This window comes from uncultured Ramlibacter sp. (genome assembly GCF_936925435.1).
In the GTDB taxonomy this organism is placed as follows: Bacteria; Pseudomonadota; Gammaproteobacteria; order Burkholderiales; family Burkholderiaceae_C; genus Ramlibacter.
Map to the genome: position 1 here is coordinate 20,114 of NZ_CAKZHQ010000049.1, position 14,130 is coordinate 34,243.

The 14,130-nt window shown below is 69.5% G+C and carries 9 protein-coding genes; 5 read left to right on the forward strand and 4 right to left on the reverse strand.

What is annotated here, in order from left to right; all coding sequences use genetic code 11:
* Positions 1 to 6: 6 nt before the first annotated feature.
* Entirely contained in the window at positions 7 to 489 is a 483-nt protein-coding gene (locus Q0632_RS19565) for a very short patch repair endonuclease (RefSeq protein ID WP_298933351.1), read from the reverse strand.
* A gap of 168 nt (positions 490 to 657) precedes the next feature.
* Here Q0632_RS19565 and Q0632_RS19570 point away from each other — a divergent pair, with 168 nt between their 5' ends.
* Positions 658 to 1,293, forward strand: a complete 636-nt coding sequence (locus tag Q0632_RS19570) for a PolC-type DNA polymerase III (protein ID WP_298933352.1) — start codon at positions 658 to 660, stop codon at positions 1,291 to 1,293.
* 147 nt (positions 1,294 to 1,440) lie between these two features.
* Here Q0632_RS19570 and Q0632_RS19575 read toward each other — a convergent pair whose 3' ends face one another.
* Together Q0632_RS19575 and Q0632_RS19580 are read right to left on the reverse strand one after the other, a co-directional pair.
* Positions 1,441 to 1,908, reverse strand: a complete 468-nt coding sequence (locus Q0632_RS19575; RefSeq protein WP_298933354.1) for a DUF1854 domain-containing protein — start codon at positions 1,906 to 1,908, stop codon at positions 1,441 to 1,443.
* Positions 1,905 to 4,034, reverse strand: coding sequence for an ABC transporter ATP-binding protein (locus Q0632_RS19580; protein ID WP_298933614.1), 2,130 nt, complete (start codon positions 4,032 to 4,034; stop codon positions 1,905 to 1,907). Before Q0632_RS19580 ends, Q0632_RS19575 begins: the two co-directional genes overlap by 4 nt.
* Positions 4,035 to 4,292: 258 nt before the next feature.
* On the opposite strand from Q0632_RS19580, the gene cphA (Q0632_RS19585) reads away from it, so the two are divergent.
* Both cphA (Q0632_RS19585) and cphA (Q0632_RS19590) read left to right on the forward strand, forming a co-directional pair.
* Positions 4,293 to 6,506, forward strand: coding sequence for a cyanophycin synthetase (cphA, locus tag Q0632_RS19585; protein WP_298933356.1), 2,214 nt, complete (start codon positions 4,293 to 4,295; stop codon positions 6,504 to 6,506).
* 11 nt (positions 6,507 to 6,517) lie between these two features.
* Entirely contained in the window at positions 6,518 to 9,100 is a 2,583-nt protein-coding gene (gene cphA, locus Q0632_RS19590) for a cyanophycin synthetase (protein ID WP_298933358.1), read from the forward strand.
* Positions 9,101 to 9,113: 13 nt separating this feature from the next.
* Here the strand turns inward: cphA (Q0632_RS19590) and Q0632_RS19595 are convergent, their stop codons facing one another.
* Positions 9,114 to 10,772, reverse strand: a complete 1,659-nt coding sequence (locus Q0632_RS19595; RefSeq protein WP_298933360.1) for an alkaline phosphatase D family protein — start codon at positions 10,770 to 10,772, stop codon at positions 9,114 to 9,116.
* Positions 10,773 to 11,035: 263 nt separating this feature from the next.
* Between Q0632_RS19595 and Q0632_RS19600 the strand changes: the two genes are divergently transcribed.
* Both Q0632_RS19600 and Q0632_RS19605 read left to right on the forward strand, forming a co-directional pair.
* On the forward strand, positions 11,036 to 12,604 hold the full coding sequence (locus Q0632_RS19600; RefSeq protein WP_298933362.1) for a methyl-accepting chemotaxis protein: 1,569 nt from the start codon (positions 11,036 to 11,038) through the stop codon (positions 12,602 to 12,604).
* A gap of 69 nt (positions 12,605 to 12,673) precedes the next feature.
* The gene (locus Q0632_RS19605) at positions 12,674 to 13,882 is read left to right on the forward strand and encodes an arabinose transporter (protein ID WP_298933364.1); all 1,209 of its coding nucleotides are present in this window, start codon (positions 12,674 to 12,676) and stop codon (positions 13,880 to 13,882) included.
* Positions 13,883 to 14,130 lie beyond the last annotated feature (248 nt).

A 14,130-nucleotide genomic window follows, 5' to 3' on the forward strand; every position in this document is an offset into this window, starting at 1 on the left:
GTTTCTTTATAAGGCACTGGCTTCAAGGCCGCCAGCACTTGCTTCAAATGCTTGTACACGTTGCTGATGGCGAATCCAGTGAGTCAAGCCATCCACTACGGTATCAAACTCACCAGCCGCGACCTTGCCGCGCAGCGAACATTCCCAAATTATTGCCACTCTCCACCCCATAGAGACCAGGGTCATCTCTGCTCTGATGTCTCTGTCCTGATTACCTTCCAGTTTCTGTTTCCAGAATGGTCGGTTGTTAGCCGGCATCTTGGAAAGATGACAGCCATGCCAGTGCCAGAAACAGCCATGAACAAACACTGCCACTCGCCATTTCGGCAGCACGAGGTCCGGGCTGCCTGGCAGGCCGGTCTTCTTGCGTGCAAAACGGAAACCTCGGCGAAACAGGGCCCGCCGGACCATCAGCTCTGGTTTGGTATCGCGACCCCGGATGCCGGACATCATCCGGCTTCGAGTCAACGGGTCGACGATGTCAACCATGCTGCGCCTCGGGGCGCCGGGATGATGCCCCAACCAGCGCAAATCTCTGGGTAGCGGGCAAATTCATCGGCGTCTGTCGGTGTTTGACCGAGCCTACCAGGCCGCCAGGCGCCTGGCAAGCTCTGAGGGCATTCTTCGAGGGAAAACGAGGGCTGTATCCTCACCGTCATGCCCACCGCCATCATCGACTTCGAAACCACAGGCCTGTCCCCCGCCCAGGGTGACCGGGCCACCGAGATCGCCATCGTGCTGATGGAAGGCGATCGCGAGGTCGGCCGCTTCCAGTCGCTGATGAACGCCGGCGTGTACATCAACTCGTTCATCGAGAGCTACACCGGCATCAGCAACGACATGATCGCCAACGCCCCGCCAGCAGAAGAAGTGATGGCCGAGGCGGCGCGCTTCGTTGGCGACGCGCCGATGGTGGCGCACAACGCTTCGTTCGACCGGCGCTTCTGGGCGGCTGAATTGGCGCGCCTGGGGCCGGACGCGGGGGCGCCGGGGGCGGGCAATCCGTTTGCCTGCACGCTGCTGCTGTCGCGGCGGCTGTACCCGGAGGCGGGCAGCTTCAAGCTGGGGTCGCTGGCGGCCTTGCACGCCCTGTCGTTCTCCAGCCGGGCCCACAGGGCCATGGCCGACGCGGAGGTGGCGGCGCTGCTGTGGGCCAAGATCCGGCGCGACATGGCGCGGCGCTACGAGGTGGATGACGCGCCGCACGATCTGCTGGTGAAGGTGGGCGGCGTGCCCAAGGGGAAGATGCCGCAGACCATTCGCAGCTATCTGGATAGCCTGGCTGCGGCGTAGGGGCTGGTCGGGCGCGATGGATTGCGGCTCAAGGCCGCAATGACAAACTCACAAGCCTGGAACGGCGCAATGGCATGTTTTCAGAGACAAATCGGCCTCTAGCCCGCGGAAATACTGCCTTTTCCGCTCTCAAAACAATAGCAACACCTAAAGAAACCGTTCCAGCAGACTGCGCGAATGGCGGTCCAGCGCACGCCGGTCGGCGATGCGGAAGTTGATGCCCTCGGCGCTGGCGATCAGCAGGGCGCCGCCGTCCAGGCGGCGGATGTCTTCCTCGCCCTTGAGCACGAAGCTGGTGGTCCCGCGGTCGGTCGCCACGCTCCAGGTGCTGGGCGTGGAGAAGCTGGACACGGCTTCGATGCGCTGCACCGTGGGCACAAACTCACGGCCCGCCAGCTCCTGTTCGATCAGCGCGCGCGTCGCGGCGGGCAGCGCGTCCAGTTGCGGCACCCAGGCCAGCTCGCGCCCCTCGGTGCCGACCAGGGACACGCCTTCTTCCGGTGCGGCCAGCGGGAAGGCGCGCACCGGCACCACGCCCTGGTGCACCGTGCCGTCGGCCAGGGTGAGCACCAGGCGGGCGAAGGGATTGCGTTCGAGTTGAAAGCTCATGCTCATTGCCCCGCCGGATGGGCCGCGTGGCCTGGCGCCGGCAGCAGGGTGTCGTCACCACCACTGCCATCGTCGTCCACGCGGCGCTGCTGCGCCTCATACAGCCGCCAATACGCGCCTTGTTTGGCCATCAGTTCGTCATGCGGGCCCACTTCCACCACTTGGCCACGGTCCATCACCACCAGGCGGTCGGCCTTGCGCAGCGTGGACAGCCGGTGGGCGATGGCGATGGTGGTGCGCCCCTGCACCAGGTTGTCCAGCGCATTCTGGATTTCCTTCTCGGTCTCGGTGTCCACGCTGGAGGTGGCCTCGTCCAGGATCAGGATGCGCGGGTCGATCAGCAGGGCGCGCGCGATCGAGATGCGCTGGCGCTCGCCGCCCGACAGGCCCTGGCCGCGCTCGCCGACCATGGAGTCATAGCCCAGGGGCAGGCGCAGGATGAACTCGTGGGCGTGGGCGGCGCGCGCCGCGGCCACGATCTCGGCGCGGGTCGCATCGGGCCGGCCATAGGCGATGTTCTCGGCGATGGTGCCGAAAAACAAAAAGGGCTCCTGCAGCACCAGGCCGATGTGGCGCCGGTAGTCGGCCACGCCAAAGCGCCGGATGTCGGTGCCGTCGACCTGGATGGCGCCGTCGCTCACGTCATAGAAGCGGCAGATCAGGTTGACAAGGGTGCTCTTGCCCGATCCGCTGTGGCCCACCAGGCCGATCATCTCGCCCGGGCGGATGGACAGGTCAAGGCCCCGGATCACGCTGCGGTTGCCGTAGCGAAAGCCCAGGCCGCGCATGTCGATGGCGCCGGTCAGCGTGCTGATCTTCACCGGCTGCGCCGGCTCGGGCACGTTGGACACGTGGTCCAGGATGTCGAAGATGCGCTTGGCGCCGGCTGCCGCCTTTTGCGTGACCGAGACGATGCGGCTCATCGCGTCCAGCCGCGTGTAGAAGCGCCCGATGTAGGCGATGAAGGCCGTGAGCACGCCCACCGTGATCTCGCTGCGGCTGACCAGCCAGATGCCGAAGGCCCAGACCACCAGCAGGCCCACGTCGGTCAGCAGCGACACCGTGGGCGAGAACAGGCTCCAGGTCTTGTTGAGCCTGTCGTTGACGACCAGGTTGGTCTGGTTGGCATCGCGAAAACGCTGCCCCTCGCGCCGCTCCTGCGCGAAGGCCTTGACCACGCGGATGCCGGGGATGGTGTCGGCCAGCACGCTGGTCACGTCGCCCCAGACCCGGTCGATCCTCTCGAAGCCGGTGCGCAGGCGGTCGCGCACAGCATGGATCATCCAGGCGATGAAGGGCAGGGGCAGCAGCGTGACCAGGGCCAGCCAGGGGTTGATCGAGAACAGGATGGCCGCCGTCATGGCGAACATCAGCACGTCGGTGGCGAAGTCCAGGGCGTGCAGCGACAGGAAGACCGAGATGCGGTCGGTCTCGGAGCCGATGCGCGAGACCAGGTCGCCCGTGCGCTTGCCGCCGAAGTAGTCCAGCGACAGGTGCAGCAGGTGGTCAAAGGCCGTGGTGCGCAGGTCGGCGGCGATCCGCTCCGAGACCAGCGCCAGCAGCCAGGTGCGGGCCCAGCCCAGGCTCCAGGCCAGCAGGGCCGATCCCAGCAGGCCCGACAGCAGCAGCAGCACGTAGCCCGGCTCGATGCGCTGCCCGTTCTGGAAGGGGATCAGCACCTTGTCCATCAGCGGGATGCTCAGGTAGGGCGGCACCAGGGTCGCGGCGGTGGACGCCAGCGTCAGGCCAAAGCCGATCGCCAGCTGCTTGCGGTAGGGGCGGGCAAAGCGGCCCAGGCGCAGCAGAACCCAGGTCGACGGAGGCTTGGCGTCTTCCTCGGCCTCGTCGCCGTCCTCGGCACCGGCGTCTGGCTCGGGCGTGCCCGCCTGCAGGCGCTCGAAGCGGGCGGCGAAGTCCAGCATCGCCCGGTGCCGGGCCAGGCTGAAGCGCCAGAAGGCCAGCCGCCCCTGGGCGTCCAGCAGTTCCAGCGCGCCCACGCCGGCGTGCTCTTCGTGCCGCAGCTGCAAACCCGGGGCCAAAGGCCACTCCAGCCAGCGGCCGCCCTCCCAGGCCAGCAGGCGGCGCTCGGTCAGGGCCAGCGCACCGGCGGCGAAGTGCATCGCCTGGTCCATGTCAACCTCCAACGTGGCTAGCACGTTTTCATGGCTGGCCAGCCTGCGGGCAAGCGCCTCGCGCCAATCCGGGGACAGGCCCGGCACGGCGGTGACTGGGGAAGTGGATGGCATGGACGGGTGGTTGAAAAAGCAGGGCCTGGCGCCCTGTCCGGGAGGCGAATTGTCGCCCAAGCGGGCACTGACCATCCGATGCACAATCCATTTTCATTCCTGTGTGACCCTCCGGCCCGCGCCCCCAGCAGCCGCGCCCGATCCATGAGCCATAAGAAGAACGACATCCAACTGCTGCGCATCAACTACCTGCGCGGCCCCAATCTGTGGACCTACCGGCCCGTGCTGGAGGTCTGGCTGGACCTGGGCGAGCTGGAAGACTGGCCCTCACAGCTGCTGCCCGGTTTCAACGACAGGCTGTGCGCGCTGCTGCCGGCGCTCATCGAGCACCACTGCGGCGTTGGCGAGCGCGGCGGCTTCATCCAGCGCCTGCAAGAGGGCACCTGGGCCGGCCACGTGCTCGAGCACGTGGTGATCGAGCTGCTGAACCTGGCTGGCATGCCCACGGGCTTTGGCCAGACGCGCAGCACCTCGCAGCGCGGTGTCTACCGCATGGTCTTCCGCGCCCGCGACGAGCAGGTCGCCCGCAGCGCGCTAGCCCAGGGCCACAGGCTGCTGATGGCGGCGATCAACGACGAGGCTTTCGACGTCAGCGCCGCCGTCGCCCTGGTGCGCGAGCAGGTCGACGACTCCTACCTGGGCCCGAGCACCGCGGCCATCGTCGCGGCGGCCACCGACCGCGGCATTCCGCACATCCGCCTGAACGACGGCAACCTGGTGCAGCTGGGCCACGGCGCGCGCCAGCGCCGCATCTGGACGGCCGAGACCGACCGCACCAGCGCCATTGCCCAGGGCATCGCCGGCGACAAAGACCTGACCAAGCGCCTGATCGCCGGTTGCGGCGTGCCGGTGCCCGAGGGCCGCGCCGTCGGCACGCCCGATGAAGCCTGGGAAGCCGCGCAGGACATCGGCCTGCCGGTGGTGGTCAAGCCCAGCGACGGCAACCACGGCCGCGGCGTCATGCTGGACCTGCGCACCGAGGTCGACGTTAAGGCCGCCTTCGAGGTGGCCACCCGCCATGGCAGCGAGGTACTGGTCGAGCGCCACATCCTGGGCGAGGAGCACCGCCTCCTGGTGCTGGGTGGCAAGGTGGTGGCGGCGGCGCGCGGCGAGAGCGCCTGGATCAGCGGCGACGGCCGCGCCAGCGTGCGCCAGCTGGTGGACGCGCAGATCAACAGCGACCCGCGCCGCGGCATCACCGAGGACTTCCCGCTCAACCGCCTGGTGCTGGAGGACGACGAGGCCATCCTGGCCGATCTGACGCGCCAGGGCCTGACGGCCGAGGCCGTGCCCGAGGCCGGCCGCAAAGTGCTGATCCAGCGCAATGGCAACGTCTCCATCGACTGCACGGACCAGGTTCACCCCGAGGTCGAGCATGTGGTCGGCCTGGCCGCCCGCATCGTCGGCCTGGACATCGCCGGCGTCGACCTGGTGGCCCAGGACATCTCCCGCCCCCTGCATGAACAGGGCGGCGCCATCGTCGAAGTCAACGCCGGCCCCGGCCTGCTGGCCCACCTCAAGCCCGCGGTCGGCCAGCCCCGCCCTGTGGGCCGGGCCATTGTCGACGCCCTGTTCCCCAGGGACAGCGGCGCCTCCCATGCCGGCCGCATCCCCGTGGTGGGCATCGCCGGCACGCGAGACACCGCACGCATTGCACGCATGGTCGCGTGGCTGGGCCACCTGCTGGGCCGCCGCGTGGGCCTGGCCTGCGCCGAGGGCCTGTACCTGGACCGCCGCTGCCTGGTGGTCGGCGACGCCCGCCGCTGGGAGGTGGCGCACCGCCTGCTGGTCAACCGCAATGTGCAGGCCGCGGTGTTCGAGAACGACGCCCGCACCATCCTGGCCGACGGCCTGGCCTACGACCGCTGCATGGTCGGTGTGGTGACCGACCTGGAAGGCGCCGATGCGCTGGCCGACTTCGACATCCAGACGTCCGATCTGGTCTGGCCCGAGAAGATGGCCAAGGTGCTGCGCACCCAGGTCGACGTGGTGCTGGACGACGGGGTCGCGGTGCTCAACGCGGCCGACGAGCGCGTTGCCGCGCTGGCGCAGTTCTGCGACGGCGAGGTCATCCTCTACGCGGCCGATCCGCAGACACCCGCCTTGCTGGCGCACCGCGGCGCCGGCGCGCGCGGCGGGCGCAGCGTCTACCTGCAGGACGGCCGCCCGGTGCTGGCCACCGGCAGCGCCGAGACGCGGCTGGCCCCACTGTCGCGCCTGGCGCGCGGTGGCATCGCCGACGAAACCCTGCTGGCCGTGATCGCCGCCGCCTGGGCACTGGACATCGCGCCCGACCTGATCATCGCGGGCATCGAGACCTTCGAAGCCCATACCCGCCCCTCCGGGCAGCCCGCCTGAAACACCGCCCCATGGACATTTCCCGCATTCGCGCGCTGCGCGGGCCCAATTTGTGGAGCCGGCACACGGCCATCGAGGCCGTGGTGGCTTGCTCGGAGGAAGACATCGCTGTCACCGCCCGCCCGGGCTTCGAGGCCCGGCTGCGCACGCTCTTTCCGGGCATGGGCGCCTTTCGCCTGACCGGCCCGATGTCCCTGGCCCGCGTGCTCGAGACTGCCGCGCTCTCGCTGCAGGAAGAAGCCGGCTGCCCGGTCAGCTTCAGCCGCACCAAGGCCACGGTCGAACCCGGTACCTACCAGGTCGTCGTCGAGTACAGCGAAGAGGCGGTCGGCCGCCTGGCCTTCGAGCTCGCGCAGCAACTGGTCGAGGCGGCGCTGTCGCCCGACGGCAGCTTTGACGCCGGCGCCGCGATCGCGCGCCTGCGCGAGACCGACGAGGACCTGCGCCTGGGCCCGAGCACGGGCTGCATCGTGCAGGCCGCGGCGGCACGGGGCATCCCGTGGCGGCGCCTGACCGAGGGCAGCCTGGTGCAGTTCGGCTGGGGCCGGCACCAGCGCCGCATCTGGGCCGCCGAGGTCGACCAGACCAGCGCGGTGTCGGAGGCGATCGCCCAGGACAAGGAGCTGTCCAAGCAGCTGCTGCATGCGGCCGGCGTGCCGGTGCCCAACGGCCGGCCGGTCAGCGATGCGGCCGACGCCTGGGCCGCCGCGCTGGAGGTCGGCCTGCCGGTGGTGGTCAAGCCCCAGGACGGCAACCAGGGCAAGGGCATCACCGTCAACATCACCACGGCCGAGGCCATGGCCCTGGCCTACAAGGCTGCGGCCCAGGTCAGCAGCGACGTGCTGGTCGAGCGATTTCTTCCCGGCAGCGACTACCGCCTGCTGGTGGTGGGCGACCAGCTGGTGGCGGCCGCGCGGCGCGAGCCGCCCCTGGTGCTGGGCGATGGCAAGCTGACGGTGACCGCGCTGGTCGCCAAGGTCAACGCCGATCCGCGCCGCGGCGACGGCCACGCCACCGCGCTGACCCGGATCCGCATCGATGACATCGCCATCGCGCAGCTGGCCGAGCAGGGTCTCACGCCCGACAGCGTGCCGGCGCGCGGCCAGCGCGTTGCGCTGCGCAACAACGCCAACCTGTCCACCGGCGGCACCGCCACCGACGTGACCGACGACGTGCATCCCGAAGTGGCCGAACGGGCGATCACCGCCGCGCAGATGGTCGGCCTGCACGTGTGCGGCGTCGACATGGTGTGCGAGAGCGTGCTGCGGCCGCTGGAAGAGCAAGGCGGCGGCATCGTCGAGGTCAATGCCGCGCCGGGGCTGCGCATGCACCTGTCGCCGTCCTACGGCAAGCCGCGCAACGTCGGCGAGGCCATCACCAACCACCTGTTCGAGCCGGGCCAGGATGGCCGCATCCCGGTGGTCGCGGTCACCGGCACCAACGGCAAGACGACGACGGCGCGCCTGATCGCCCATCTGTTCGCCAGCAGCGGCCTGGTCGTGGGCATGACCAACACCGACGGCGTCTATGTCGACGGCCGCCAGATCGACTCGGGCGACTGCAGCGGCCCCCGAAGCGCGCGCAGCGTGCTGATGCACCCCGACGTCGAGGCGGCGGTGTTCGAGACCGCCCGCGGCGGCGTCCTGCGCGAAGGCCTGGGCTTCGACCACTGCCAGGTGGCGGTGGTCACCAACGTCGGCGCCGGCGACCACCTGGGCCTGAACTACATCACCACGGTCGAGGACCTGGCGGTGCTCAAGCGCGTGATCGTGCAGAACGTCAGGCCCAAGGAGGGCTACGCGGTGCTCAACGCCGCCGATCCCATCGTCGCCGCCATGGCCGCAGGCTGCCCCGGCAAGGTGATCTTCTTTGCCGCCGACCGCCACCACGGCGCCATGACCGAGCACCGCGCCCTGGGCGGGCGCACCGTCCATGTCGACGCTGGTGTGGACGGCGGCCCGGTGGTGGTCGCGACCCAGGGCAGCTGGCGCGAGCAGGTGCCGCTGGCCGACGTGCCGATCACCCGCAATGGCTCCATTGCCTTCCAGGTCGAGAACGTGATGGCGGCGGTGGCCGCGGCCTGGGGCTCGGGCATGGCCTGGGACGCCATCCGCAGCGGCCTGGCCAGCTTTGTCAGCGACGCCCACACCGTGCCCGGCCGCTTCAACGTGATGGACTACCGCGGCGCGACCGTGATCGCCGACTATGGCCACAACCCCGACGCCATGCGCGCGCTGGTCAAGGCCGTGGAAGCGATGCCGGCCAAACGCCGCTCGGTGGTCATCAGCGGCGCCGGCGACCGGCGCGACCAGGACATCCGCGACCAGACCGTCATCCTGGGCGCAGCCTTCGACGACGTGCTGCTGTACCAGGACGCGGCCCAACGCGGGCGGGCCGATGGCGAGGTGATGGCGCTGCTGCGCGACGGCCTCAAGGGCGCAGCGCGCACCACCCACATCGAGGAGATCCGCGGCGAATTCGCCGCGATCGACCAGGCGCTGGAGCGCCTCGCGCCCGGCGACCTGTGCCTGGTGCTGGTCGACCAGGTCGAAGAGGCCCTGGCCCACCTGGCCAGTCGCGTGGCGGCCGGCTAGGGGCGCGAGGCCCTCAGCCGCCGCGCGCCAGGCGGCGGGTCCAGAAGGGCTGCAGGTCGGCAATCTTGTCCACGCCGTCCCCGGGCTGCCAGCGGAACAGCGAGACGCTGATGCTGTCTTCGTCCACATCCAGCAGGGTGAAGCCGTTCTCCTCGATGGGCCGCACCCATTCCTGGGCCTGCAGCGCGCACGAGGGCTGCGCCGCCTGGCCGCGGAATTTCGAGGCGAAGGTGGGGCCGTGCGAGCCCAGGGTGCCGGCCAGCACGCTGACCACCGGCTGGTCCAGCGCCTGGCCTTCGATGGCTTGGATCTGGCCGGCGGCCGTGGCATGCAGGTCGCCGCTGACCCACAGGGGGATCTGGCCGCGGCGCTGGGCGCTGGCTCGCAGAAGGCGGGCCTGCTGCTCGAACCAGCCGCGCGACCAATAGGGCTTGGCCGGCCCCAGCCGCAGCTTGCCGTCAGGCCCGCTCACGTCCGGATACCACTCGCCCCACTTGCCCGCGCTCCACAGCACCGGGGTCGAGGGCACATGCACCAGGTGGCGCGCCTGGGTTTGCGCCATGCGCCGGACCATCCAGGCCTCCACCTGCGGCGGGATGAAGCTGCCCTGGGCGTCGCGGCGCGCCGGGTCCTGGTCGTTGCGCATGTGGCCGCGGCAGTCGAACAGCTGCAGCTCCAGCAACTGGCCGTAGCGCAGGCTGCCGAAGCTGGTGCTCCAGCCCAAGGTGTCCTGCCAGGCCGCAGGCAGGTCGGGGCCGGTCGTGAGCTCGGGGTAATACATGCGCTGGGTCGCCCGGGCCACCTCGCGCATGAGGTTGTCGGGCGGAAAGGTACGGACCTCTTCGTCGGCCTCGTCGTTGTCGCTGTAGTCGTGGTCGTCCTGCACGAAGAACGCCGGCGTGGAACGCAAGGCCGTGCCGTACAGGTCGGCGATCTGCGGGCCCAGCCCCTTGTGGATGACCTCTTCATTGGCCGTTCCCATGACGGGCAGGGCGCGGTCCAGGCTGCCCGCCGCCCAGCGCGCCTGGGGCGAGCGCGCCATCGCCAGGCTGGACTTGAAGCGCGTGTCCCAGTAGACGTGGTCGCCGTTGGCGATCAGCACATCGGGCTGGAAGGACAGGCCGCGCGCCAGCAGGGCCCGCCGCACCGCCAGCGGCAGGAACAGCCGTCCCTGCCAGGGGTGGAAGAACAACTCGGAGCCGCCGGCGCAGGTGTAGGTCAGGATGCGCAGCTTCTGGGGCCGGGCATTGGCGGCGACCAGGGTAGACAGCGGCCAGTCATCGCATAGCGCGCGGCCCTGGGCGTCCTGCAGGCCCAGCTGGTAGCGCGTGCCGGGCTGCAGGCCGATGACGTCCATCTGGAAGCAGCGGCCGGCGCTGTCGGTGCGGTTGCCGGTGACACGCTGCCGCTCCTGGCCCGGGCCCTGGCACTCCAGGGTGATGGGGCCTTGCAGCGGGGCATGCAGGGAGAGCTTGAGGCGGATGCGCGTGGCATCCGCCGCCGGGATCAGGTGGCGCACCCGGCCGGCGTCCCAGCCCGTGGCGTCGCGCGTGGGCAGGGCTTGCGGCTGGCAGGCGGCCAGCCCGCCCAGGCTGCCGGCGCCCAGCGCAGTGTGCAGGAAGCGGCGCCGGTCCATGTCCGGGACGGCAGCGGGAAGTTGGGTGTCAGGCATGGCCCATGCGGTGCAGGAACGCCTCAAGGGCTCGCGGCGATGATAGCCGGGCAGGCATGGTCCGCCGATGCGGCCATCGCTGGCCACACACCCTGCAAACCCCTGCAAGTTAGTGGGTGATAGGCCTGCAGTCCGCGTGGAACGGACCTAAGACGCTATCGATTTGAGAGCGATTGGGCGCCGGGTCAAGTTTCACGCCCGGACGGTCGAAGACATGGGTTGGTGCGCGGAACCCCTTCCGCGCCAAGCACCCTGGTTTCCTCATGTTTTCCTCTTTATCCATCTCCAAGAAGTTGGGCCTGCTGATCGGCAGCGCCCTGTTGGGCGTGGCTTTGCTGGCCGCCGGCTTCCTGATTTCCGAGCGCACGCTCGTTCTGGAAGAGCGCCAGTCCGGCGTGCGCCAGACCGTTGAAATCGCCCACACCCTGGTGAACTCGTTCCACCAGATGTCCGTCCAGGGCAAGATGCCCGAGGACGAGGCCAAGCGCCGCGCCCTGGAAGCCATGAAGGCCCTGCGCTACAGCGGCAGCGAGTATTTCTGGATCAACGACATGCATCCCAAGATGGTGATGCACGCCGTCAAGCCCGAGCTCGATGGCAAGGACCTGACCGAGAACAAGGACCCCACGGGCAAGCACCTGTTCGTCGAGTTCGTCAAGACCGTCAAGGCCAGCGGCGCCGGCTTCGTCTACTACATGTGGCCCAAGCCGGGCAGCGAAAACCCGGTGCAGAAGGTCTCCTACGTGCAGGGCTTCGCGCCCTGGGGCTGGGTCATCGGCTCGGGCGTGTACATCGACAACGTCGACGCCGCCCTGGCCAAGCGCGTGTGGGTCTTCACCGGCGCCACCGTGCTGCTGGGCGCAGCCCTGCTGCTGGTGGGCCTGCTGATCGCGCGCAGCATGCTGCGCCAGCTCGGTGGCGAGCCGGCCTATGCGGCCCAGATCACCCGCCGCATCGCCGACGGCGACCTGGGCGTGCACATCGCGCTCAAGCCCAATGACAGCACCAGCCTGCTGCACGCCATTGCCGGCATGCGCAGCAACTTCGCCAACATCGTCGGCCAGGTGCGCCTGAACTCCGACTCGGTGGCCACCGCCAGCGCCGAGATCGCCACCGGCAACTCGGACCTGAGCCGCCGCACCGAACTGCAGGCCTCGGCCCTGCAGGAGACTGCCGCGTCCATGGAGCAGCTGGGCACGACCGTGCGCCAGAACGCCGACAACGCCCAGCAGGCCAACCAGCTGGCGCAAAGCGCCTCCGAAGTCGCCACCCAGGGCGGCGAGGTCGTGGGCCAGGTGGTGGAAACCATGCGCGGCATCAACGACAGCAGCAAGAAGATCGCCGACATCATCTCGGTGATCGACGGCATCGCCTTCCAGACCAACATCCTGGCCCTGAACGCTGCTGTGGAAGCAGCGCGCGCCGGTGAACAAGGCCGCGGCTTTGCCGTGGTCGCCTCCGAAGTGCGCAGCCTGGCCGGCCGCTCCAAGGATGCAGCCGAGGAAATCAAGCGCCTGATCAGCGACAGCGTGACCCGGGTCGCGCAGGGCACGGCCCTGGTCGACAGCGCAGGCAGCACCATGTCGGAAGTGGTGGGCTCGATCCGCCGCGTGGCCGGCATCATGGGCGAGATCACCTCGGCCAGCCAGGAGCAGAGCCAGGGCGTGGCGCAGATCAGCGAGGCGGTGACACAGATGGACACGGCCACGCAGCAAAATGCGGCCCTGGTCGAGCAGAGCGCGGCCGCGGCCGACAGCCTGAAGGTGCAGGCGGCGCAGCTGGTCGAGACCATGGCGGTGTTCAAGCTCGAGCAGGAGGCCGTGCCGGCGTAAGCAGCTGCCAGCACACAGGCGCGGGGCGCGGCACACTGTGGACTTCACCGTCCACCGCAGTACCGTCCCGTGCCATCTTCCCATCCCCAACCACCGGCCGCTTCAGCGGCCGGTTCGCTTTTTTCCGCCTTTGTTCCGCTGCTGCCGCTGACGCTGGCGGTCTTTGCCGGCTTCTTCGCCATGGGCATGGCCCTGCCGGTGGTGCCGCGCCACGTGCACGACACACTGGGCATGGGCACCGTGATGGTCGGCGTGGTCATGGGCATCCAGTACCTCAGCTCCATCCTGCTGGGGCGCGGCTGGTCGGGCACGGTGACCGACACGCGCGGCCCCCGGCGCGCCATGCTGGCAGGCCTGCTGGGCGTGGCCTCTGTGGGGGGCGTCTACTTCCTGGCCCTGGCCTTTGCCGACCCATCGCTGGCGTTGGCCGTGCTGATCGCGGGCCGGCTGCTCACCGGCGTGGCCGAGCCCTTTGTCATCACGGCAGCCCTGAGCTGGGGCATCGCGCGACTGGGCCCGGCCCATGCGGGCAAGGTGATCGGCTGGGTCGGCATGGCGCTGTTTGCGGCCTATGGCTTTGGCGCGCCCGCGGGCGCGGCCGTGTACGCGCGCTTCGGTTTTGCCGGCATCGCCGCGGCCACGGTGCTGGTGCCGCTGCTGGCCTTCGGCGTGGCCTGGGCCATGCGCGGCCAGGCGCCGGCCGGCGGCGTGCGGCCGGCCTTCACCCAGGTGCTGGGCGCGGTCAAGCTGCCCGGCCTGGCGCTGACGCTGTGCTCCTTCGGCTATGCCGCCATCAATGCCTTCGTGGTGCTGCTGTTCGTGCAGCGCGGCTGGGGCAGCGCTGCCCTGGCTTTCACCAGCATGGGGGCAGGCTTCATCCTGGCGCGGCTGCTGGTGGGCCACCTGCCCGACAAGCTGGGTGGGGCCAAGGTGGGCATCGTCTGCGTGGCCGTCGAGGCCGTGGGCCAGCTACTGATCTGGGGCGCGCCCGGCGCCCTGCTGGCTTGCGTGGGCGCGGCGCTGACGGGCGGCGGCTATGCCCTGGCCTTCCAGGGCTTTGGCGTGGAGTCGGTGCGGCGCGCGCCGCCGCAAAGCCGCGGCGCGGCCATGGGCGGCTATGTGGTCTACCAGGACATCTCCATGGCGCTGGCCGGGCCGCTGGGCGGCTGGCTGGCCCTGCAAGCCGGCCTGGGCTCGGTCTTCATGGCCGGTGCCGTTGCCTCGCTGGGCGCCGCCGGCATTGCGCTGTGGATGCTGCGGCATCCGGTGTCAAGCTGAGGGCCCTGGTGGCCAGCCGGCCGTCGTTGCCAAGCCACAGCAGGGGCCGGAGAAAAAATTTTTTTGCCAGGACAAGCCTGTGGAGCGTTCCGGCACAAGCAGGCAGTTATCCACAGGGCGGGCCTTGTGGCCAAAGTTGTCCAGAAAACGCGGACACCAGAAAAGCGGGGTGGTCCACAGCCGTGCACCGCATGCAGGTGCTTGATCCGTCAGGGGAAAAAGCGGTTATCCACAGAACAGGGCAACCC

What these genes read in the sequence shown, in the direction of transcription:
- Q0632_RS19580 (WP_298933614.1), bottom strand. Translation starts at nt 4,034, where the DNA reads ATGGACCAGGCGATGCACTTCGCCGCCGGTGCGCTGGCCCTGACCGAG.
- cphA (WP_298933358.1), top strand. Translation starts at nt 6,518, where the DNA reads ATGGACATTTCCCGCATTCGCGCGCTGCGCGGGCCCAATTTGTGGAGC.
- Q0632_RS19575 (WP_298933354.1), bottom strand. Translation starts at nt 1,908, where the DNA reads ATGAGCATGAGCTTTCAACTCGAACGCAATCCCTTCGCCCGCCTGGTG.
- Q0632_RS19565 (WP_298933351.1), bottom strand. Translation starts at nt 489, where the DNA reads ATGGTTGACATCGTCGACCCGTTGACTCGAAGCCGGATGATGTCCGGC.
- Q0632_RS19600 (WP_298933362.1), top strand. Translation starts at nt 11,036, where the DNA reads ATGTTTTCCTCTTTATCCATCTCCAAGAAGTTGGGCCTGCTGATCGGC.
- Q0632_RS19595 (WP_298933360.1), bottom strand. Translation starts at nt 10,772, where the DNA reads ATGCCTGACACCCAACTTCCCGCTGCCGTCCCGGACATGGACCGGCGC.
- Q0632_RS19570 (WP_298933352.1), top strand. Translation starts at nt 658, where the DNA reads ATGCCCACCGCCATCATCGACTTCGAAACCACAGGCCTGTCCCCCGCC.
- cphA (WP_298933356.1), top strand. Translation starts at nt 4,293, where the DNA reads ATGAGCCATAAGAAGAACGACATCCAACTGCTGCGCATCAACTACCTG.